This window comes from Achromobacter colocynthidis (assembly GCF_057334535.1).
Genome location: NZ_JBHFIZ010000024.1, coordinates 1 through 17,993, shown reverse-complemented (window position 1 = coordinate 17,993; position 17,993 = coordinate 1). Strand labels below are relative to the sequence as shown.

Annotated in this window: 18 protein-coding genes; 14 read left to right on the top strand and 4 right to left on the bottom strand. The window is 63.6% G+C overall.

What is annotated here, in order from left to right; translation table 11 throughout:
* Positions 1-29: 29 nt before the first annotated feature.
* On the top strand, positions 30-905 hold the full coding sequence (gene accD / locus ACE04A_RS08740) for an acetyl-CoA carboxylase, carboxyltransferase subunit beta (RefSeq protein WP_485820047.1): 876 nt from the start codon (positions 30-32) through the stop codon (positions 903-905).
* A 269-nt stretch (positions 906-1,174) separates the two neighbouring features.
* Complete coding sequence (locus ACE04A_RS08735) at positions 1,175-1,723, top strand: acyloxyacyl hydrolase (protein WP_259251901.1); 549 nt, start codon at positions 1,175-1,177, stop codon at positions 1,721-1,723.
* 195 nt (positions 1,724-1,918) lie between these two features.
* On the opposite strand, the gene ACE04A_RS08730 is transcribed toward ACE04A_RS08735, so the two are convergent.
* Positions 1,919-5,053 carry an Rne/Rng family ribonuclease gene (locus ACE04A_RS08730; protein WP_448718564.1) on the bottom strand — a complete coding sequence of 1,045 codons (3,135 nt, stop codon included), beginning with the start codon at positions 5,051-5,053 and terminating at the stop codon, positions 1,919-1,921.
* A 524-nt stretch (positions 5,054-5,577) separates the two neighbouring features.
* Here ACE04A_RS08730 and ACE04A_RS08725 point away from each other — a divergent pair.
* The 4 genes from ACE04A_RS08725 to msrQ all read left to right on the top strand — a co-directional run bounded on the left by ACE04A_RS08725 (position 5,578) and on the right by msrQ (position 9,012).
* Positions 5,578-6,540 (top strand): RluA family pseudouridine synthase, encoded by a 963-nt coding sequence (locus tag ACE04A_RS08725; RefSeq protein ID WP_391441417.1) that lies wholly within the window; start codon positions 5,578-5,580, stop codon positions 6,538-6,540.
* 2 nt (positions 6,541-6,542) lie between these two features.
* On the top strand, positions 6,543-7,208 hold the full coding sequence (locus ACE04A_RS08720; protein WP_050447624.1) for an HAD family hydrolase: 666 nt from the start codon (positions 6,543-6,545) through the stop codon (positions 7,206-7,208).
* Between the two features lie 186 nt (positions 7,209-7,394).
* Positions 7,395-8,357: a protein-methionine-sulfoxide reductase catalytic subunit MsrP gene (gene msrP, locus ACE04A_RS08715; protein ID WP_448718563.1), complete on the top strand. Its 963-nt coding sequence runs from the start codon at positions 7,395-7,397 to the stop codon at positions 8,355-8,357.
* Positions 8,358-8,364: 7 nt separating this feature from the next.
* Positions 8,365-9,012 carry a protein-methionine-sulfoxide reductase heme-binding subunit MsrQ gene (msrQ, locus tag ACE04A_RS08710; protein ID WP_448718562.1) on the top strand — a complete coding sequence of 216 codons (648 nt, stop codon included), beginning with the start codon at positions 8,365-8,367 and terminating at the stop codon, positions 9,010-9,012.
* 40 nt (positions 9,013-9,052) lie between these two features.
* On the opposite strand, the gene ACE04A_RS08705 is transcribed toward msrQ, so the two are convergent.
* From ACE04A_RS08705 to ACE04A_RS08695, 3 genes are read right to left on the bottom strand one after another with little or no spacing between them, the layout of a single operon-like run.
* On the bottom strand, positions 9,053-9,838 hold the full coding sequence (locus ACE04A_RS08705) for an N-acetylmuramoyl-L-alanine amidase (RefSeq protein ID WP_438858487.1): 786 nt from the start codon (positions 9,836-9,838) through the stop codon (positions 9,053-9,055).
* Between the two features lie 3 nt (positions 9,839-9,841).
* Complete coding sequence (locus ACE04A_RS08700) at positions 9,842-10,552, bottom strand: SAM-dependent methyltransferase (RefSeq protein WP_485820046.1); 711 nt, start codon at positions 10,550-10,552, stop codon at positions 9,842-9,844.
* Positions 10,549-11,151 (bottom strand): Maf-like protein, encoded by a 603-nt coding sequence (locus ACE04A_RS08695; RefSeq protein ID WP_279995933.1) that lies wholly within the window; start codon positions 11,149-11,151, stop codon positions 10,549-10,551. Before ACE04A_RS08695 ends, ACE04A_RS08700 begins: the two co-directional genes overlap by 4 nt.
* Before the next feature lie 142 nt (positions 11,152-11,293).
* On the opposite strand from ACE04A_RS08695, the gene ACE04A_RS08690 reads away from it, so the two are divergent.
* The 8 genes from ACE04A_RS08690 (at position 11,294) to fabF (ending at position 17,891) form a co-directional block, all read left to right on the top strand.
* Positions 11,294-11,890 (top strand): YceD family protein, encoded by a 597-nt coding sequence (locus ACE04A_RS08690; protein ID WP_259251891.1) that lies wholly within the window; start codon positions 11,294-11,296, stop codon positions 11,888-11,890.
* Between the two features lie 52 nt (positions 11,891-11,942).
* The gene (gene rpmF, locus ACE04A_RS08685; RefSeq protein WP_006218037.1) at positions 11,943-12,125 is read left to right on the top strand and encodes a 50S ribosomal protein L32; all 183 of its coding nucleotides are present in this window, start codon (positions 11,943-11,945) and stop codon (positions 12,123-12,125) included.
* 59 nt (positions 12,126-12,184) lie between these two features.
* Positions 12,185-13,252 carry a phosphate acyltransferase PlsX gene (plsX, locus tag ACE04A_RS08680; protein ID WP_050447630.1) on the top strand — a complete coding sequence of 356 codons (1,068 nt, stop codon included), beginning with the start codon at positions 12,185-12,187 and terminating at the stop codon, positions 13,250-13,252.
* Positions 13,252-14,238 (top strand): beta-ketoacyl-ACP synthase III, encoded by a 987-nt coding sequence (locus ACE04A_RS08675; protein WP_259251890.1) that lies wholly within the window; start codon positions 13,252-13,254, stop codon positions 14,236-14,238. The genes plsX and ACE04A_RS08675 overlap by 1 nt, the downstream gene beginning before the upstream one ends.
* A gap of 92 nt (positions 14,239-14,330) precedes the next feature.
* Positions 14,331-15,266, top strand: coding sequence for an ACP S-malonyltransferase (gene fabD / locus ACE04A_RS08670; RefSeq protein ID WP_485820045.1), 936 nt, complete (start codon positions 14,331-14,333; stop codon positions 15,264-15,266).
* A 4-nt stretch (positions 15,267-15,270) separates the two neighbouring features.
* Positions 15,271-16,020: a 3-oxoacyl-ACP reductase FabG gene (gene fabG, locus ACE04A_RS08665; protein WP_448718560.1), complete on the top strand. Its 750-nt coding sequence runs from the start codon at positions 15,271-15,273 to the stop codon at positions 16,018-16,020.
* A gap of 216 nt (positions 16,021-16,236) precedes the next feature.
* The gene (gene acpP / locus ACE04A_RS08660) at positions 16,237-16,476 is read left to right on the top strand and encodes an acyl carrier protein (RefSeq protein WP_003813816.1); all 240 of its coding nucleotides are present in this window, start codon (positions 16,237-16,239) and stop codon (positions 16,474-16,476) included.
* Positions 16,477-16,661: 185 nt separating this feature from the next.
* Positions 16,662-17,891: a beta-ketoacyl-ACP synthase II gene (gene fabF / locus ACE04A_RS08655; RefSeq protein ID WP_259251877.1), complete on the top strand. Its 1,230-nt coding sequence runs from the start codon at positions 16,662-16,664 to the stop codon at positions 17,889-17,891.
* Positions 17,892-17,993: the final 102 nt, after the last annotated feature.

Genomic DNA, 17,993 nt, shown 5'->3' with positions numbered 1-17,993 from the left:
TGCGCGACCTCTAACGGGATGAAAAATCAATGAGCTGGATCGAAAAACTCCTGCCTCCTCGCATCAATAAAAACAGCGACAGCGGCGCCCGCCGCGTCCCGGAAGGCCTGTGGGTGAAATGCCCGTCGTGCGAATCGGTGCTGTACAGCGAAGACCTGGCCGCTAACCTGCACGTGTGCCCCAAGTGCGATCACCACATGCGTATTGGCGCCCGCGCCCGCATCGATTCGCTGCTGGATATGGAAGGCCGGGTTGAAATTGGCCAGAACACGCGGTCCGTGGATTCGCTGAAGTTCAAGGACACCCGCAAGTATCCCGAGCGCCTGCAAGAGGCCGTCAAGCAAACCGGTGAGTCCGACGCGCTGGTGGTCATGAGCGGTTCCATTCGCGGTGTGCCGGCCACCCTGGCCTGCTTTGAATTCGAGTTCATGGGCGGGTCGATGGGTTCGGTCGTGGGCGAACGTTTCGCGCGTGGCGCCCAGGCTGCCCTGGACAACAAAACGTCGTTCATCTGCGTGGCCGCTTCGGGTGGCGCGCGCATGCAGGAGAGCCTGCTGTCGCTGATGCAGATGGCCAAGACGAATGCCATGCTGACCCGCCTGTCGGCGGCCGGCTTGCCGTTCATCAGCGTGCTGACCGCCCCCACCATGGGCGGCGTATCGGCCAGCTTCGCCTTCATGGGCGATGTCGTGATTGCCGAGCCCAAGGCGCTGATCGGCTTTGCCGGCCCGCGCGTGATCGAGCAGACGGTGCGCGAGAAACTGCCCGAAGGCTTCCAGCGTTCGGAGTTCCTGCTGCAAAAGGGCGCGATCGATATGGTGATTGATCGCCGCCAACTGCGCGAGGAAATCGCGCGCTTGCTGGCCTTGCTGACCAATCAGCCGGCGGACGTCGTGACAGCCTGACCCACCGCGCACGGGCCGTTGGCAAGCTTGCCAGCCCCAAGCGCAATAGAAAAAATGCCGTCGTCAGCGTAGCTTGCGACGGCATTTTCATTCAGGGGAGTGTGGGGTTTGTGACGCTGCTTACCGGATCTCGTTTCGATTGTGACTGCGCTTTTCGGAACAGTGTTTTCCAGCACGATTGTGTTGCCTTATTGCGACAAGGCGCAAGCCATCCGGCCCGTATTTTGCTATGTTGCCGGTTAGTCCCAGATATACACGGAGTTAGCTTCATGCTGTCGACCAAAAAGAAACTGCTCACACGCCTTGTCGGTTTGGCATTGGCTGGCGCGGCCACGATGGCCAGCGCCCAATCCTCGGAAGGCACCCAGGGTGGCGTGAGCCTGCATTACGGCATCGGTGACCATTACAAGCGCCTGACGTTGAACTACGAGACCCCGTCGGTCTGGACGTACCATTTTGGCGGCAATTGGGGGCGCCTGGATCTCACGCCCGAGATCGGCGCGTCGTACTGGCAGGCGGATGGCTCGCGTTCGCCGGGCCACGTCTGGCAACTGAACGCGATCCCCATGTTCCGTTGGTGGACGGGCGAGCGCTTCTACCTTGAAGCCGGTATCGGCGCCACCTTGTTCTCCAGCACGCGCTTTGCCGACGAGAACATCAGCACTGCCTTCCAGTTTGGCGACCACGTCGGCTTGGGCTTTTTGGTGACCCCGAACAACCGGATCGGCCTTCGTTACTCGCACTTCTCCAACGCCAGCATCAAGCGGCCCAACCCCGGCCTGGACGTGGTGCAGTTGACCTACACGTATCAGTTCTGACAGTTCTGCTTCCCCGCTGGGCAGAATGTGAAAAACCCTCGTCGCCGAGGGTTTTTTTTCGTCCTGCGTTTGCCGACAGGCTTCGGTCGGCTACGACCGGCAAAAAAAAGACCGCCCGGTGTTAACGGGCGGTCTCTTGTCGCTTAGCGCCTAGCGCTTCGTGGCTTAGTGGCGCACGGCGTAGTGGCGCACGGCTTAGTGGCGCGTTTCGACTTGAACCAGGGGTTCGTTCGACACGGCAGCAACCGGCTTGCGCTCACGGCCCAGACGGGTCGGCGTGTGCGCCGCGGCGATGCGCAGCTGGGTTTGGGCGTGGCGGTCCGGATCGGTTTCCACCCACTTCAAACCAGCGGCGTTGACCACTTCGTGCAGGGCTTGCGCCTTGGCCGACGGAGTCGTTGCCGGCATCACGATGGCTTGAGCATCGGACGCTGCGGGGGCAACCGGAGCTGCCGCCGTCACAACGGGTTCTACTGCTGCGGCGGCTTGCACAGGCTGTTCAGCGGGCGCTTGGACCGGCGCGGCAGGTTCCACGGCGACCGGCTGGGTCACTTGAGGAGCTGCTTGCACAGGCCGGGCCACCGGTTCGACGGCGGTTTGCACCGGCTCGGCCTTGGCGGCTTCGGCGGGCGTTTCAGCCGGGCTGGTAACTACCGCAGCCGAGGTTTCGCCCTGGGTTTGTGCGGGGGCTTCAACCTGGGCTTGAGTCGGGACCTGAATCGGGGCCTGGGCCGGCGCTTCAACCTTCACGGTTTCAACCGGTTTGGACTCGACGACTTGGGCTTCCGTCACCTTGGTTTCGACGACCTGCGTCGGTGCTACCGGGGCAGCGGGGGCGGTTTCCACGCCAGCGACCGGGGCGGATTCCACCGGGGCTGCCGACGCTGCGGGAACCGCGGCGTTGTCGGCTTGGTCGGCGGATTCATCATCCGAACCATCATCCAGTTGCTCGTCGCTACCAGCCAGGCCGGCTTCGTCCTGACTGCGGCGGCCACGACGGCTGCGGCGGCGGCGGCGCTTGCGTTCCGGATCGGCAGCGCCTTCGGCGCCTTCACCCATGGGCATGCCGTCGGCGGTTTGCTCGGCGGCGTCAGCGGCTTCGGCCGAGGTGTCGGCGGCGGGCTTGGTGTCGGGCAGGGCGGTCGCTACAGACTGCGCCAGCGCGGCCACCATGCTTTCCTGTTCGCTCATCGGCGCGTCGGACTGGCCTTCTTCGCGGCGGTTGCGGCCACGGCCACGGCGGCGGTTGCGGCCGGCGCCGGCGTCGTCGCCATTGGCTTGGTCAGCCTGATCGGGGCGGTTCGACGCCAGGGCGGCTTGCGCTACCTGACCGTCGCGGTCGCCTCGGGCCTCGTTGCGGTTGCCGCGATCGCCACGTTCGCCGCGCTCACCTTCGCCGCGACGGTTGCCGCGAGCGTGATGACGGCCGCCTTCGCTGCCTTCGGCGCCTTCGCCGCGCGATTCGCCACGGCGGTTGTTGCGGTTGCGGTCCGAACCATGGCGTTCGCCACGGCGTTCCTGGCCGTCATGGCCAGTGCGACCCTTGCCACGGCCGGAGGCGTTGCGCTTGGCGCTGTCTTCGGTGGTGGTGGCGGGGGCCGGTTTGGCGGCTTCGGAGCCACCGGTCAGCCATCCAACCAGGCGCTTGAACAAGCCACCCAGGCCACCGGCGGCGGCCGGAGCAGCAGGGGCGGCGACGGGAGCGGCGGGCGTCGAAACCGGAGCGGGCTGCGAGGGCGTAATGCCCTTGACCAGTGCTTCCGGGCGAGCCTTGATTTCGCTTTCGCGCGGCTGCCAGGGAGCATCCGTGGCGGGCGCTTCAACCAGCTCGAAGCTGGTCTTCAGCTCTTCCAGGCGCGGATCGTCGTGGCGCAGGCGCTCAATGTGGTGATGCGGCGTTTCCAGATGCTTGTTCGGGATCAGCATCAGGTTGACCTTCAGGCGGGCTTCCATCTTGGTGATGTCGGCGCGCTTTTCGTTCAGAAGGTAGGTGGCGACATCCACCGGCACCTGGGCGTGGACCGCCGCGGTGTTTTCCTTCATGGCCTCTTCTTGCAGCAGGCGCAGTACGTGCAGAGCGCTGGATTCGGCATCGCGGATCACGCCGGTGCCGTTGCAGCGCGGGCAGGTGATGTGCGAGCCTTCGTTCAGGGCCGGGCGCAGGCGCTGACGCGACAGTTCCATCAGGCCAAAGCGCGAAATCTTGCCCATTTGTACGCGGGCACGGTCGAAATGGAGGGCGTCACGCAGGCGCTGTTCAACGGCGCGCTGGTTCTTGCTGTCTTCCATGTCGATGAAGTCGATGACGATCAGGCCGCCCAAGTCGCGCAAGCGCAACTGGCGGGCCACTTCGTCGGCCGCTTCGGAGTTGGTGCGCAGCGCGGTTTCCTCGATGTCTGCGCCGCGCGTGGAGCGGGCGGAGTTCACGTCGACGGAAACCAGGGCTTCGGTGTGGTCGATCACGATGGCGCCGCCCGAGGGCAGTTGCACCGTGCGCGAATACGCCGTTTCAATCTGGTGTTCGATCTGGAAACGCGAGAACAGCGGGATGTCGTCACGGTAGCGTTTGACGCGCTGGACGTTGTCCGGCATCACCACGCTCATGAAGGCGGTGGCCTGGTCGGCGATCTCGTCGGTATCGATCAGGATCTCGCCGATTTCGGGCGAGAAATAATCGCGGATGGCCCGGATGACCAGGCTGGATTCCAGATAGATGAGGATCGGCGCGGAGTTGTCGCGGGCGGCGCCGTCGATGGCGGTCCACAGCTGCATCAGGTAGGACAAGTCCCACTGGAGCTCTTCGACGTTGCGGCCGATGCCGGCGGTGCGAGCAATGATGCTCATACCCTGGGGCAGATCAAGCTGCTCCATGGTGTCGCGCAGTTCCTGGCGGTCTTCACCCTCGACGCGGCGCGAAACACCGCCGCCACGGGGGTTGTTGGGCATCAGGACCAGATAGCGGCCAGCCAGCGAGATGAACGTGGTCAGGGCTGCGCCCTTGTTGCCGCGTTCTTCCTTTTCGACCTGAACGATCAGTTCCTGGCCTTCGCGCAGCGCATCCTGGATGCGGGCGCTACGGACATCGACGCCTTCCTTGAAGAAGCTGCGAGCAACTTCCTTGAAGGGCAGAAAGCCGTGACGGTCTTCACCGTAGTTGACGAAGCAAGCTTCCAGGCCGGGTTCGATCCGGGTAATGACACCTTTGTAGATGTTGCCTTTGCGTTGTTCGCGGCCGGCAGTCTCGATGTCGAGGTCGATGAGTTTTTGCCCATCAACGATAGCGACGCGTAATTCTTCCTGATGCGTCGCATTGAACAGCATGCGCTTCATGAGAGGGTTTCTCCGTTGTCATGACGCGCCGATATCGGCGCGTGACCTCGGGTCACTCGGGCTGCGGCTGAAGCGGGCAAGAAATGCGGACCGTACCTGGGCGGCGCCCAGGCGTATCCGCCGCGGGTCAGGCGGGCACGTCGTGCCGTGGGGCACGGGGTTCTGTCAGCAGGAGGGTCAGCTTCACTGAATGTGGTTTGACGGAAAAATTGCTGTGAACGGCAGTTGCGGTCGGATTGGTTGCCTACACGCAGCTGGTGCTTTAAATATGCGACGATTCTTGCAGTGCTTCAGAGCCGCTTGCGGCATGCAACGGACCTGCTGGGACAGCGGGCAAAGTGAATGCCACACCACTATCCGGCAGGGCGCGGTTGCGCCGGCGACCAAGAGACCCAGGGGTTGAATCAGCAGGCAGTACAATGGCGGCCCGCGCGCTCGACGGAGTTGCGTACTTGTTTGCATCTCTACGCCAGGCGGCTAGTTCAGCCCCTTAAGGCTGTCCCGATTATATGTCGCTTTCCGCAATGCGCAAAGAAACTTCCTCCCCCATATCCCCCTCTAAAGCCGCCCCCGCCGTCCGTATGGTGGAGGTCGATGGCGAACACGCCGGCCAGCGTCTGGACAACTTCCTGATGCGCTTGTGCAAGGGCGTTCCAAAAACGCATATCTACAAAGCCATCCGTGGCGGCGAAGTGCGCGTAAACAAGGGACGCATCTCGGTCGACTATCGCATCGTTGAAGGCGACATCGTCCGCATTCCGCCCTTGCGTTTGCCTGATCCGGGCAAGCCCCGCCCCGTGCCCGGCGCGGAATTTCCGATCGTGTTCGAAGACGATGCGCTGCTGGTCGTGGACAAGCCGGCCGGGGTCGCGGTGCACGGCGGCAGCGGCGTGTCGTTCGGGGTGATCGAGCAACTGCGCGCGGCGCGGCCGGACGCCAAGTTTCTTGAACTGGTGCATCGCCTGGACCGGGAAACGTCCGGGCTGCTTATGGTGGCCAAGAAGCGCAGCGCCTTGCTGGCCTTGCACGCCATGCTGCGCGAAGGCAAGGGCGACAAGCATTACCTGGCCCTGGTTGAAGGCGACTGGGTGAACGACCGCCAACACATCAAGCTGGGCTTGTCCAAATGGACCACCCAGTCCGGTGAGCGCCGCGTCAAGGTGGACCCCGACGGTCAGACGGCGCACACCATCATCACGCTCAAGCAGCGTTTCGGCAGTTACAGTCTGGTCGACGCGGAACTGCGCACGGGTCGGACCCATCAAATCCGGGTGCACTTGGCGGCCAGCGGCTTTCCCATCGTGGGCGACGATAAATACGGCCATGATGATGTGCGCGCCGAATTCTCGCGCATGGGCTTTGGCCGGATGTTCCTGCACGCCCACCAATTGACGTTGGCCCATCCGGTAACTGGCGAGCCCATGACGCTTACCGCCGAGCTGCCCCCTGCCTGCCAAAAACTACTGAAACAACTGGAGTCGGTCTGATTATGTCGTCGTATTCGCTGGTCGTTTTTGACTGGGATGGCACCCTGATGGACTCCACGCACAGCATCGTGGCCGCCATTCAGGGCGCGTGCCGCGACCTGGAACTGGCGGTGCCCTCGACGTCCGAGGCAAGCTGGGTGATTGGTCTGTCCCTGGAAAGCGCATTGCGTCGCGCCGTGCCGGAACTGACGCAGGCCATGATGCCGCGCTTCCTGGAACGCTATCGCACGCACTATCTGCTGCGCGATCCCGAGCTGCGCCTGTTTGACGGCATCCCTGAGTTGCTGACCGAACTGGCCGGCCAGAACGTGCGCTTGGCCGTGGCTACCGGCAAAAGCCGGGTGGGCTTGACCCGCGCCCTGGCCGCGACCGGTCTGGGGCCCTTGTTTGACGCCACCCGCACGGCTGATGAAACCTTCAGCAAGCCGCATCCCGCCATGTTGCATGAGCTGATGCAGGAATTGGACGTGGAACCTGACCGCGTGGTGATGGTGGGCGACACCTCGCACGACCTGCAGATGGCGGTCAACGCGGGCGTGCATGGCTTGGGGGTGACGTATGGGGCCCATACCGTGAAGGAACTTGAGGGTTGCGCGCCCCAGGCCGTATTGGATAGCGTGCCGCTCGTGCGCGATTGGCTGTTGCCCCGCGTGTCGGCAAGCGCCTGATTGCTAAATGGTCGCGTTTGGCCAGATACATGGCCAGCCACGGCCGGGAACGTCTGGCGTCGCGACCAGTCAATCTGAACATGCCCACCCGCTGGCGTGCCGCCGCGGAATATCATGGGGCGGCGCAACGTCTATGCGTTGCGCAGGGTGCTGCCATGGCTGGCCTGCGCCGAACCGGAGACCACGATGTTGATACGCAAGCCCGACGATATTCTTCCGTCCGAAATCACCGACGAGGCGGTCTGGCGCTCGCGCCGCGAATTGATGCTGCGTGCCGGGGTGACGGCAGCAGCCGTGGGCCTGTCCGGCTGGGCCTCCCGCAGCGCCTTCGCGCAGGACGCCGGGGCCTTGCCTGGCAAGTCCAACGCCGCGCTCAGTGTGATGGACAAGCAAACCTCGCTGGCCGACATCACGTCCTACAACAACTACTACGAATTCGGGCTCGACAAGGGCGATCCCGCCGCCCGCGCAGGCAAGTTGCAGACCCGCCCCTGGAGCGTCAGCGTCGAGGGCGAAGTCGGCAAGCCGCGCACATTCACCATTGAAGAGCTGCTCAAGCTGGCGCCCATGGAAGATCGCGTCTATCGCCTGCGCTGTGTCGAGGGCTGGTCCATGGTGATTCCGTGGGTGGGGTATTCGGTGTCGGAGCTGCTCAAGCAGGTCGAACCCACGGGCAATGCCAAGTACGTGGAATTCGTGACCGCGGTGCAGCGCGAGAACATGCCCGGCGTGCGCGCCGGCGTCCTGGACTGGCCGTATGTGGAAGCCTTGCGCATCGATGAGGCCATGAATCCGCTGGCCATGCTGGTGTTCGGCCTGTACGGCAAGGTCTTGCCCAACCAGAACGGCGCGCCCTTGCGGCTGGCCGTGCCATGGAAGTATGGCTTCAAGTCGGCCAAGTCCCTGGTGAAGATTCGTTTGGTGGAGAAAATGCCGGAGTCGTCTTGGGTCAAGGCGGCGCCGCAGGAATACGGCTTTTACGCCAACGTGAACCCCAATGTGCCCCATCCCCGCTGGAGCCAGGCCACCGAGCGCCGCATTGGCGAAGACGGGCTCTTCACGCCCAAGCGCAAAACCCTGATGTTCAATGGCTACGGCGAGCAGGTGGCCTCGCTCTACCAGGGCATGGACCTGAAAGCGAATTACTGACATCGACATGTCCGAGGCCTCTACCCAGCCTGCGGGCGCGCCGCCGCGCAAGGCGCAGCTTTCCGCCAAGACCGTGGGCCGCTTCAAGCCCTTGTTGTTCCTGCTGGGCCTGGCGCCGTTCGCGCGCTGGATCTGGCTGGGTCTGGACAATGGCTTGACGGCGAACCCGGTTGAGTTCCTGACCCGCTCGTCCGGCACGTGGACCCTTGTATGCCTGCTGGTCACCCTGGCGATCACGCCCTTGCGCCGCTTGACGGGGCAGCCCGCGCTGGTGCGCGTGCGGCGCATGTGCGGCCTGTTTGCCTTCTTCTACGGCGCCATGCATTTCATGGCATGGGTGTGGTGGGACCGGGGCCTGGATCCCCAAGCCATGTTGCAGGATATAGCCGAACGTCCTTTCATTACGGTGGGGTTCGCCGCCTTCGTGCTGATGACGGCGCTGGCCGCCACGTCCACCCAATGGGCCATGCGCCGGCTCGGCAAGCGCTGGCAGCAGTTGCATCGAGCCATCTATGCCATCGGCCTGCTTGCGGTGCTGCACTTCTGGTGGCACAAGGCCGGCAAGAACGACTTCACCGAGCCTGTCTTGTATGCGGCCGTGCTGGCCTTGCTGCTGGGCTGGCGCATCGTGGGGTGGTGGCGCCGCAAGGGCTAGCGTAGCCAGCGCCAGCGGTGGTTTCGGCTACCTGTTACCGCTACAGCATGGCCAGCATGATGGCGGCGGTTTCCGCATCCGGCTGGCCGTCGTGCAGGGCAGGCCGGTAGTGCATCTGAAACGCCGCCAGCGTGTTGATGGTGGCCCGATCCAGCACGCCGTCCTGCGGGCAGGCATACCCTAGGCGCTGCAATTGCTTCTGAAACCAGGCCACATCGGGCATGCCTTGCATTTGCAGGCGTGCCAGGTGCTCGGCTGCTCCGGTCTCGTCGTACCAGCGCCCGATGCCCGCAGTGGCCAGTGCCTTCCAGGGAAACAGCGGCCCAGGATCCACCTTGCGCTGCGGCGCGATGTCGCTATGGCCCACCACGTTTTCGGGGGCGATGCCGTGGCGTTGAATAAGATCGCGCAGCAGAATGGTCAGCGCGCGCACCTGGCGGTCGTTGTAGGCATGCCAGACGGGCTTGCCGTCAGCCCCTTCGGTCCAGCCCGGGTTGACGATTTCGATGCCGATCGACGTGCTGTTCATGGCGATGTTGCCGTACCAGGAACTGGCGCCGGCATGCCATGCGGCACGATTTTCATCCACCAGGCGGTAGGCGCGGCCAGAGTCTGCAATCAGGTAGTGCGAGCTGACCTTGCCGCGCGACAGCAGCTTGATCGATGTCGGGTCGTCGACGCTGGTGTAGTGCAGGACGATGCTGCGCACGCGGCTGGCCTGGCTGACGGCAGTGATTGAGGTGTCCAGGTCCAGCCCGGCCGGTCCGCGCGTGGCGCAGCCGGCCAGCACTGCCGTGGCCAGCAGGGTGGTGATAAGGCGTAGCATCGATCAGCGGGCCAGATAGAGGAACAGCGTGGGCAGCTTGTCCAGTTGGGGCGCGGGCAGTTTTTTCCAGTCGGCGATGGTGTGCGTGACCACCCATTCGTCGGCGGTGGTGACCGAGCGCGCCACGCACAGCTTGGTGTCGCCTTTCAGGCTGGCCAGCAGCGTGGCGAACATGGCGGCGTTGCGATAGGGCGTTTCGATCAGCAACTGGGTCTGATTGTGCTTGGCGGAATGCTGCTCCCAGGCCTTCAGTTGCTTGGCGCGCTCGGCGGCATCCACCGGCGCGTAGCCATGGAAGGCGAAGCGCTGCCCGTCCAGCCCACTGGCCATGAGGCCCAGCAAGATGGACGAGGGGCCGACCCAAGGCCGGACCGGTATTCCCAGGCGATGGGCGGCGTCGACAACCTTGGCGCCCGGGTCAGCGACGGCCGGGCAACCGGCCTCGGATACCAGGCCGATCTCGGCCCCTTGCTTCACCGGCGCCAGCCAGGCGTTGATCTGGCCGGCGTCGATCTTGTCGGTCAGGGTGTGTATGGTGATTTCTTGCAGCGGGCGGGTAGTGCCGATCAGCTTGAGAAAAGCGCGCGCGGTCTTGGCGTTTTCGGCGATGTAGGTGTCCAGTCGACCGGCCAATGCGCGCACGTCGGCCGGCAGCCAGCGCTCGGGCGGGGCGGCGCCCAGGCCGACGGGAATCAGGTGCAGGGCGCCGTTCATGCTGGTGCGCCCGGGGCGTCCAGCGGGTCTAGCCCGAACTGCGCCAGCATGCGCGTCAGCGCGATCAGCGGCAGCCCGATAATGGCGGTCGGGTCATCGCTCTGGATGCTTTCCATCAGGGCGATGCCCAGGCTTTCCGCCTTGGCGCTGCCTGCGGTATCGTAAGGTTCTTCGGCGCGCAGATAGGCGTCGATGGCGGAGTCCGACAACTGGCGGAAGCGGCAGAGCGTAACGATGTCGGCTTTTTCCACCCGTTGGCCGTCCGTGACCGCCAGAGCGCTGTGAAATGCCACGGTTTGCCCTGACAACGTGCGTAATTGCGCTTGGGCGCCGGGAAAATTCCCCGGTTTGCCGATAGGCTGGCCATCAATGGTGGCCACCTGATCCGACCCGATCACGATGCTGCCCGGGTGCTTGGCCGCCACGGCCATGGCCTTGGCAACCGATAACCGCAGGGCCAGTGCTTCAGGCGTTTCCCCGGGGTGTGGCGTTTCGTCTACATCGGGGGAAATGGCGGTAAAGGGCAGGCGCAGGCGTGACAGCAATTCCTTGCGGTAACGCGAGCTGGACGCGAGGATCAGGCTAGGCTTTGAAGGCATTCGGTATTTGACGTGTAAGCGTAAGTCGCAGTATTATCTAACGTTTTGCGGGATTTTTGCAGCCGGAAGTGGAAGGTAAGGCGGAAGGCAAAGCAAACGGCTAAGGCAAAAAGCTAAGGCAAAGTCCCGCGAATGCAAAGGATTGATCATCAAGCGCATCGATGCATTCGCATTTGCCCATAGTGGCAGGGAAGCGCAAGGCACCATACCTCTTGTGCGGTTTACGCGCGCGGTTGAAGGGTTACCTGAACAACCGCTGGGCGATGCCGGGCTTGTGACATGGTCCGTGCGCGGCGAGATTGGTAAGTCGGGGCTGTTGCTTGGCCGGCCGCTTCTGCATGTTCATGTGCAAGCGAATCCGGTGCTGGTGTGCCAGCGGTGCAATGTACCGTTTGTCTATCCGGTCGATAGCGAAGTCCTCTTGCAGCTGGTTAAGTCTGAATCCGATCTTGATGATGGTTTTACCAACGGTGATGTCACCGACGGTTCTGCCGGCAGCGACGACGAAGACGAAGAAGGAAATGGTTTTGTGTCCAACCAACCTGAAAAGGTGGTGGGTTCGCATCACTTTGATCTGCTGGCCCAGATCGAAGATGAGCTCATTCTGAGCGTTCCGTATGTGCCCAAGCATGATGTATGCCCGGGCGCGCAGGCCAACGTCAGCGAAGTTCCTGAAGAACCCGCTGTCAAGCGTCCGTCGCCGTTTGCGGTGCTGGAACAACTGAAGCACAAAGATTGAGATCAACATCGGGCCGCATCGCGTACAATGCGCCCCGTTTCTAGGAGTCATCATGGCCGTTCAACAAAACAAGAAGTCCCCCTCCAAGCGCGGTATGCACCGTTCGCACGATTTTCTGGTTGCTCCGTCGACCGCCATCGAGCCGAACACCGGTGAAACCCACCTGCGTCACCACATCAGCCCCAATGGCTTCTACCGTGGCCGCAAGGTCCTGAAGACCAAGGCCGACGAATAAGGCCCCCGGGCCGAACTCGTACTCGGACCAATTCGGCTGAGCGCTGATACCTGGCACCCGTGATACGCATCGCCATAGACTGTATGGGCGGAGACTTCGGTCTGCCCGTCACGATTCCGGCTGCGATCGAGTTCGCCCGGCAATTTCCGGATACCCGGCTATTGCTGGTCGGGCTTCCCGACGCGATCGAAGCGGCGCTCTCCGAGCACCGCGACGTTGCGCGCGATCGTATGGAAATCGTGGCGGCTTCTGAAGTCGTCACCATGGACGACCCTGTCGAGGTCGCCCTGCGCCGCAAAAAAGACTCCTCCATGCGCCTGGCCGCCCAGTCCGTCAAGGATGGGCGCGCCGACGCCTGCGTTTCCGCGGGCAATACCGGCGCGTGGATGGCCATTTCACGCTACGTGCTCAAGACGCTGGACGGCATTGACCGCCCCGCGATCGCCACGTCCATTCCGAACCAGACGGGCCGCGCCACCACGGTGCTGGACCTGGGCGCGAATGTGGACTGCACAGCCGAGCACCTTCTGCAATTCGCCATCATGGGCGCCGCGCTGTCGCAGGCGGTGGACCATCGTGAGAACCCCACCGTGGGCTTGCTCAACATCGGCGAAGAAGTCATCAAGGGCAACGAAGTCGTCAAGGAAGCCGCCGAGCTTCTGCGCGGCAGCCCCTTGAATTTCTACGGCAACGTGGAAGGCAACGACATCTTCAAGGGCACGGTCGACGTCGTCGTCTGCGACGGCTTTGTCGGCAACGTCGTGCTCAAGTCCGTTGAAGGGCTGGCGAAGATGCTGTCCAGCATCATCCACGAAGAGTTCAAACGCAATATTTTCACGTTGCTGGCCGGGGCTATCGCCAAGCCCGTGCTGAACCGCCTGCGCAACCGCGTCGATAACCGCCGCTACAACGGCGCGGCGTTGTTGGGCCTGCGCGGCGTGGTCATCAAGAGCCACGGTTCCGCGGATGTCTACGCCTACGGTTTTGCATTGCAGCGCGCCCGTGAAGCCGTAGTGAGTAAACTGCTGGAGCGCACCGCTCAGACGGTCGCTCAGATTACCAAGCGCGTTCAGTCGGAAGAGGGCGCCGCAACGCCTCCCGCGAACGTGGCTGGGGACACCGCTTGATGGATACCGCAATGAAATATTCCGCAATCGCGGGCACCGGCAGTTTCTTGCCGGAACGCGTGGTTTCGAATGACGAACTGGCTGCGGAACTGGCGACGCGCGATATCGCCACGTCCGATGAATGGATCGTCGAGCGCACGGGCATCCGTCAGCGCCACCTTGCCGAGCGTGGCGTCACGACCAGCCAGCTTGCCACCGAGGCGTCGCGTCGTGCGCTGGCCGACGCGGGCGTTGAAGCGTCCGACGTGGACCTGATCATCGTCGCGACCTCCACCCCCGATTTCGTATTCCCCAGCACCGCCTGCCTGGTGCAGGCCAATCTGGGCGCCAAGGGCTCTGCCGCGTTCGACGTGCAGGCCGTGTGCAGCGGCTTTGTCTATGCGCTCACCACCGCCGACAGCTTCATTCGCGCGGGCCGCGCCCGTTGCGCGCTGGTGATCGGCGCGGAAGTGTTCTCCCGCATCCTGGACTGGAACGACCGCAGCACTTGCGTGCTGTTCGGCGACGGCGCGGGCGCCGTGGTGCTGAAAGCATCCGACGAGCCGGGCATCATGGCCGCGCAGTTGCACGCCGACGGCAGCCAGATGAAGATCCTGAGCGCCGCGGGCAACGTGGCCTATGGCGACGTTACTGGCGATCCGTTCCTGCGCATGGATGGCCAGGCCGTCTTCAAGCAGGCCGTCACCGTGCTGGACCGTTCGGCGCGCGACACGTGCGCGGAAGCCGGAATTGAACTCGCGGATGTCGACTGGCTGATTCCTCACCAGGCCAATGTGCGTATCCTGAATTTCCTGGCACGCAAACTGGCCGTGCCGGTCGAGAAAGTCGTCATCACTGTTGATAGTCACGCCAACACGTCGGCCGCCAGCGTGCCGCTGGCGCTGGATGCCGCGCGCCGCGATGGCCGCGTCAAGCCCGGCCAGCTCATTCTGATGCAAGGCGTGGGTGGCGGATTCACCTGGGGCTCGGTACTGGCCCGCATGTAAGCGCGCGCCCAGGCGGGTGGCGCGACATGCGCCGCCGCCGAACGCGCGCCCGACATTCCAAACAGACACTGAATCAATTCAACCGGTTAATCATGAAAATTGCTTTTGTCTTTCCCGGCCAAGGGTCGCAGGCTGTCGGTATGCTGGATGCCTGGTCGGGCGTCGCTGCCGTCACGGACACCGTGGCGCGCGCCTCCGAGGCCTTGGGCCAGGACCTGGGCGCCCTGATCGCGCAAGGTCCGGCGGACCAGCTCAATCTGACCACGAACACGCAACCCGCCATGTTGACGGCCGGTGTGGCGTTCTATGCTGCCTGGACGGCCGCTGGCGGCCGCAAGCCCGACGTCGTCGCGGGCCACAGCCTGGGTGAATACGCGGCGTTGACCGCGGCAGGTTCGCTGACGCTGGAAGACGCTGTGCGCCTGGTGCGCGTGCGCGCTGACGCCATGCAGGCCGCCGTGCCCGTGGGTACGGGCGCCATGGCTGCCATCCTGGGCCTGGACGACGATGCCGTGCGCGCCGCGTGTGCCGCCGCCGCCCAAGGTGAAGTCGTCGAAGCCGTCAACTTCAATGCGCCCGCGCAGGTTGTGATCGCCGGCCACAAGGCCGCTGTCGAACGCGCCTGCGAACTGGCCAAGGCCGCGGGCGCCAAGCGCGCGCTGTTGCTGCCCGTGTCCGCACCGTTCCACTCCAGCCTGCTCAAGCCCGCCGCCGACGTGCTGGCTGGCGCGCTGGCGAACGCGACCGTGTCCGCGCCGCAAATCCAGGTCATCAACAACGTCGACGTGGCCTCGCCCACGGAACCCGGTGCAATCCGGGATGCGCTGGTGCGTCAGGCATGGCATCCTGTGCGCTGGGTTGAAACCCTGCGCGCCATGAAGGCGCAAGGCGTCACGCACGTTATCGAATGCGGTCCCGGCAAAGTGCTGGCCGGCTTGACCAAGCGCATTGATCCCGAATTTACTGGCCTGGCCATTACCGATCCCGCTTCGCTTGAAGCCGCGTTGGCCGTCGTTAACGGAAATTAAAGACATGGACAACTCGATCGAACTGCAAGGCAAGATCGCGCTGGTGACCGGCGCCACGCGCGGCATCGGACGTGCCATTGCCCAGGAACTGGCTGCGCGCGGCGCGACCGTGGTCGGCACCGCCACCACGGAATCCGGCGCGGCCGCCATCACCGAAGCCCTGGCGCCCCTGGGTGGCCGTGGCGTGGTGCTGAACGTGACGGACGCTGAAGCCTGCGACGAGCTGATCGACGCGCTGGCCAAAGACGGCGGCGGCCCCCACATCCTGGTCAATAATGCGGGCATCACGCGCGATACGCTCGCGATGCGCATGAAAGACGACGATTGGTCCGCGGTCCTGGATACCAACCTGACGTCCGTGTTTCGCCTGTCGCGCGCGGTGATGCGCAGCATGATGAAGGCCCGTTGGGGCCGCATCATCAATGTGACCTCGGTGGTCGGCTCCAGCGGCAACGCGGGTCAGGCCAACTACGCCGCCGCGAAGGCGGGCGTGTCGGGCATGTCACGTGCTCTGGCCCGTGAGTTGGGTAGCCGCAACATCACCGTGAACTGCGTCGCGCCCGGCTTCATCGATACCGACATGACGCGCGCGCTGGCTGAAAGCCAGACCACGGCGCTGCTGCAACAGATTCCGCTGGGCCGTTTGGGCTCGCCTGAAGACATCGCCCATGCGGTGGTCTTTTTGTCCGGGCCGCAAGCGGGTTACATTACCGGCACCACCCTGCACGTAAACGGCGGGATGTACATGCAATAAATCACGAATTGCGCGCCAGGCGGCTAAGGTCGCCGCGCCTTGCCGGGCAACCGGTCTGGGCGGCGCGCAGTTCAACCGGAAACGCCGCATACTGGTATTCCTGTGCCCTCAACGGGCGACAGAACAAGTGCGCGGTGTTATTTTTGTCACGGCCAGGCGTTGCTTTCCTCTACGCTTGGCTATAATTCGCGGGATTTTTCCCAATTGGAGATCTGCATGGAAAGCATCGAACAGCGCGTCAAGAAGATCGTCGCTGAACAACTTGGCGTCAACGAAGCCGAGATCAAGAACGAATCCTCCTTCCTTGACGACCTCGGTGCCGATTCGCTCGACATGGTCGAACTGGTCATGGCGCTCGAAGACGAATTCGAGACCGAGATCCCCGACGAAGAGGCCGAAAAGATCACGACCGTGCAACAAGCGATTGACTACATCAATTCGCACGGTAAGCAGTAAGCTCGATTTATATCCTTCCGGTTGCCCGACTTTCGGGGCCAACCGGGAAACGGGGCGGTTTCAGGAATTTGCCGTGTGGTCCGCGTGCGGGAAGGGCGTTGTAAAGCCCGACCCGCTTTCGCGTGGGCCACACGTGCAGCGCATCCCGAAAACCGCCTTTCTTTTGTCTGTTTGAGGAGTCATCCGTGAAGCGACGTGTCGTCATCACCGGCCTGGGTATCGTTTCTCCCGTTGGAAACGACCTGACCACCGCTTGGGACAATATCGTCAACGGACGTTCTGGCATCAGCCGCATCACCCGTTTCGATCCCTCGGCCATCACCACGCACATTGCTGGCGAAGTCAAAGACTTCGACATCAGCACCTATATCTCGAGCAAAGAAGCCCGCCAGATGGATACCTTCATCCATTACGGCCTGGCCGCCGGGATGCAGGCATGGCGTGACTGCGGCCTGGAAGTCACCGAAGCCAATGCCGAGCGCATTGGCGTGATCGTGGGCTCCGGCATCGGCGGTTTGCCGCGCATCGAAGAAACCCAGGTCGAATACATGGCCAAGGGTCCGCGACGTATTTCGCCGTTCTTCGTGCCGGGTTCGCTGATCAACCTGATCTCCGGTCATTTGTCGATTGCCTATGGCATGAAGGGCCCCAGCTACGCCGTTGTCTCGGCTTGCACGACTGGCCTGCATTGCATCGGCGACGCCGCGCGCCTGATCGAATACGGCGACGCAGACGTCATGGTGGCGGGCGGTGCTGAATCGACCGTGTCGCCGCTGGGCATCGGCGGTTTTGCCGCCATGCGCGCCTTGTCGACCCGCAACGATGATCCTCAGACGGCTTCGCGCCCCTGGGATCGTGACCGCGACGGCTTCGTCCTGGGCGAAGGCGCTGGCGTCCTGGTCCTGGAAGAGTACGAGCACGCCAAGAAGCGCGGTGCGCGCATCTATGGCGAACTGGCCGGTTACGGCATGAGCTCGGACGCGCACCACATCACGGCTCCGGACAAGGACGGCCCGCGCCGAGGCGTCATCAACGCGCTGCGCAATGGCGGCCTGAACGTGGACGACATCCAGTATGTCAACGCGCACGGCACGTCCACCCCCCTGGGCGACAAGAACGAAACCGAGGCGCTGAAGCTGGCGTTCGGCGATCACGCCAAGAAGCTGGTGGTCAATTCGACCAAGTCCATGACCGGGCACTTGCTCGGCGCGGCCGGCGGCATCGAGGCAGTGTTCACGACCTTGGCCGTGTACAACCAGGTTTCGCCGCCTACCATCAACATCTTCAATCAAGATCCTGAATGCGATCTCGACTACTGCGCGAACGAAGCGCGGCAGATGAAGATTGAAGTCGGCCTGTCCAACTCGTTCGGCTTCGGCGGCACCAACGGCTCGATGGCCGTGCGCCGGGTTTGATTTGGAAGGCTCCGACGCAGGGCGCTGGTCGCTGCATGTGCCCATCGGGCGGCCGGCCGGCGTCCATGCGCTCTACGGTCTGGCCGTCGTAGTCGCGGCCGG

Excerpts from the sequence above, each read along its gene's own strand:
- accD (WP_485820047.1), top strand. The coding sequence starts at position 30 with ATGAGCTGGATCGAAAAACTCCTGCCTCCTCGCATCAATAAAAACAGC.
- ACE04A_RS08735 (WP_259251901.1), top strand. The coding sequence starts at position 1,175 with ATGCTGTCGACCAAAAAGAAACTGCTCACACGCCTTGTCGGTTTGGCA.
- ACE04A_RS08730 (WP_448718564.1), bottom strand. The coding sequence starts at position 5,053 with ATGAAGCGCATGCTGTTCAATGCGACGCATCAGGAAGAATTACGCGTC.
- ACE04A_RS08725 (WP_391441417.1), top strand. The coding sequence starts at position 5,578 with ATGCGCAAAGAAACTTCCTCCCCCATATCCCCCTCTAAAGCCGCCCCC.
- ACE04A_RS08720 (WP_050447624.1), top strand. The coding sequence starts at position 6,543 with ATGTCGTCGTATTCGCTGGTCGTTTTTGACTGGGATGGCACCCTGATG.
- msrP (WP_448718563.1), top strand. The coding sequence starts at position 7,395 with ATGTTGATACGCAAGCCCGACGATATTCTTCCGTCCGAAATCACCGAC.
- msrQ (WP_448718562.1), top strand. The coding sequence starts at position 8,365 with ATGTCCGAGGCCTCTACCCAGCCTGCGGGCGCGCCGCCGCGCAAGGCG.
- ACE04A_RS08705 (WP_438858487.1), bottom strand. The coding sequence starts at position 9,838 with ATGCTACGCCTTATCACCACCCTGCTGGCCACGGCAGTGCTGGCCGGC.
- ACE04A_RS08700 (WP_485820046.1), bottom strand. The coding sequence starts at position 10,552 with ATGAACGGCGCCCTGCACCTGATTCCCGTCGGCCTGGGCGCCGCCCCG.
- ACE04A_RS08695 (WP_279995933.1), bottom strand. The coding sequence starts at position 11,151 with ATGCCTTCAAAGCCTAGCCTGATCCTCGCGTCCAGCTCGCGTTACCGC.
- rpmF (WP_006218037.1), top strand. The coding sequence starts at position 11,943 with ATGGCCGTTCAACAAAACAAGAAGTCCCCCTCCAAGCGCGGTATGCAC.
- ACE04A_RS08675 (WP_259251890.1), top strand. The coding sequence starts at position 13,252 with ATGGATACCGCAATGAAATATTCCGCAATCGCGGGCACCGGCAGTTTC.
- fabD (WP_485820045.1), top strand. The coding sequence starts at position 14,331 with ATGAAAATTGCTTTTGTCTTTCCCGGCCAAGGGTCGCAGGCTGTCGGT.
- fabG (WP_448718560.1), top strand. The coding sequence starts at position 15,271 with ATGGACAACTCGATCGAACTGCAAGGCAAGATCGCGCTGGTGACCGGC.
- acpP (WP_003813816.1), top strand. The coding sequence starts at position 16,237 with ATGGAAAGCATCGAACAGCGCGTCAAGAAGATCGTCGCTGAACAACTT.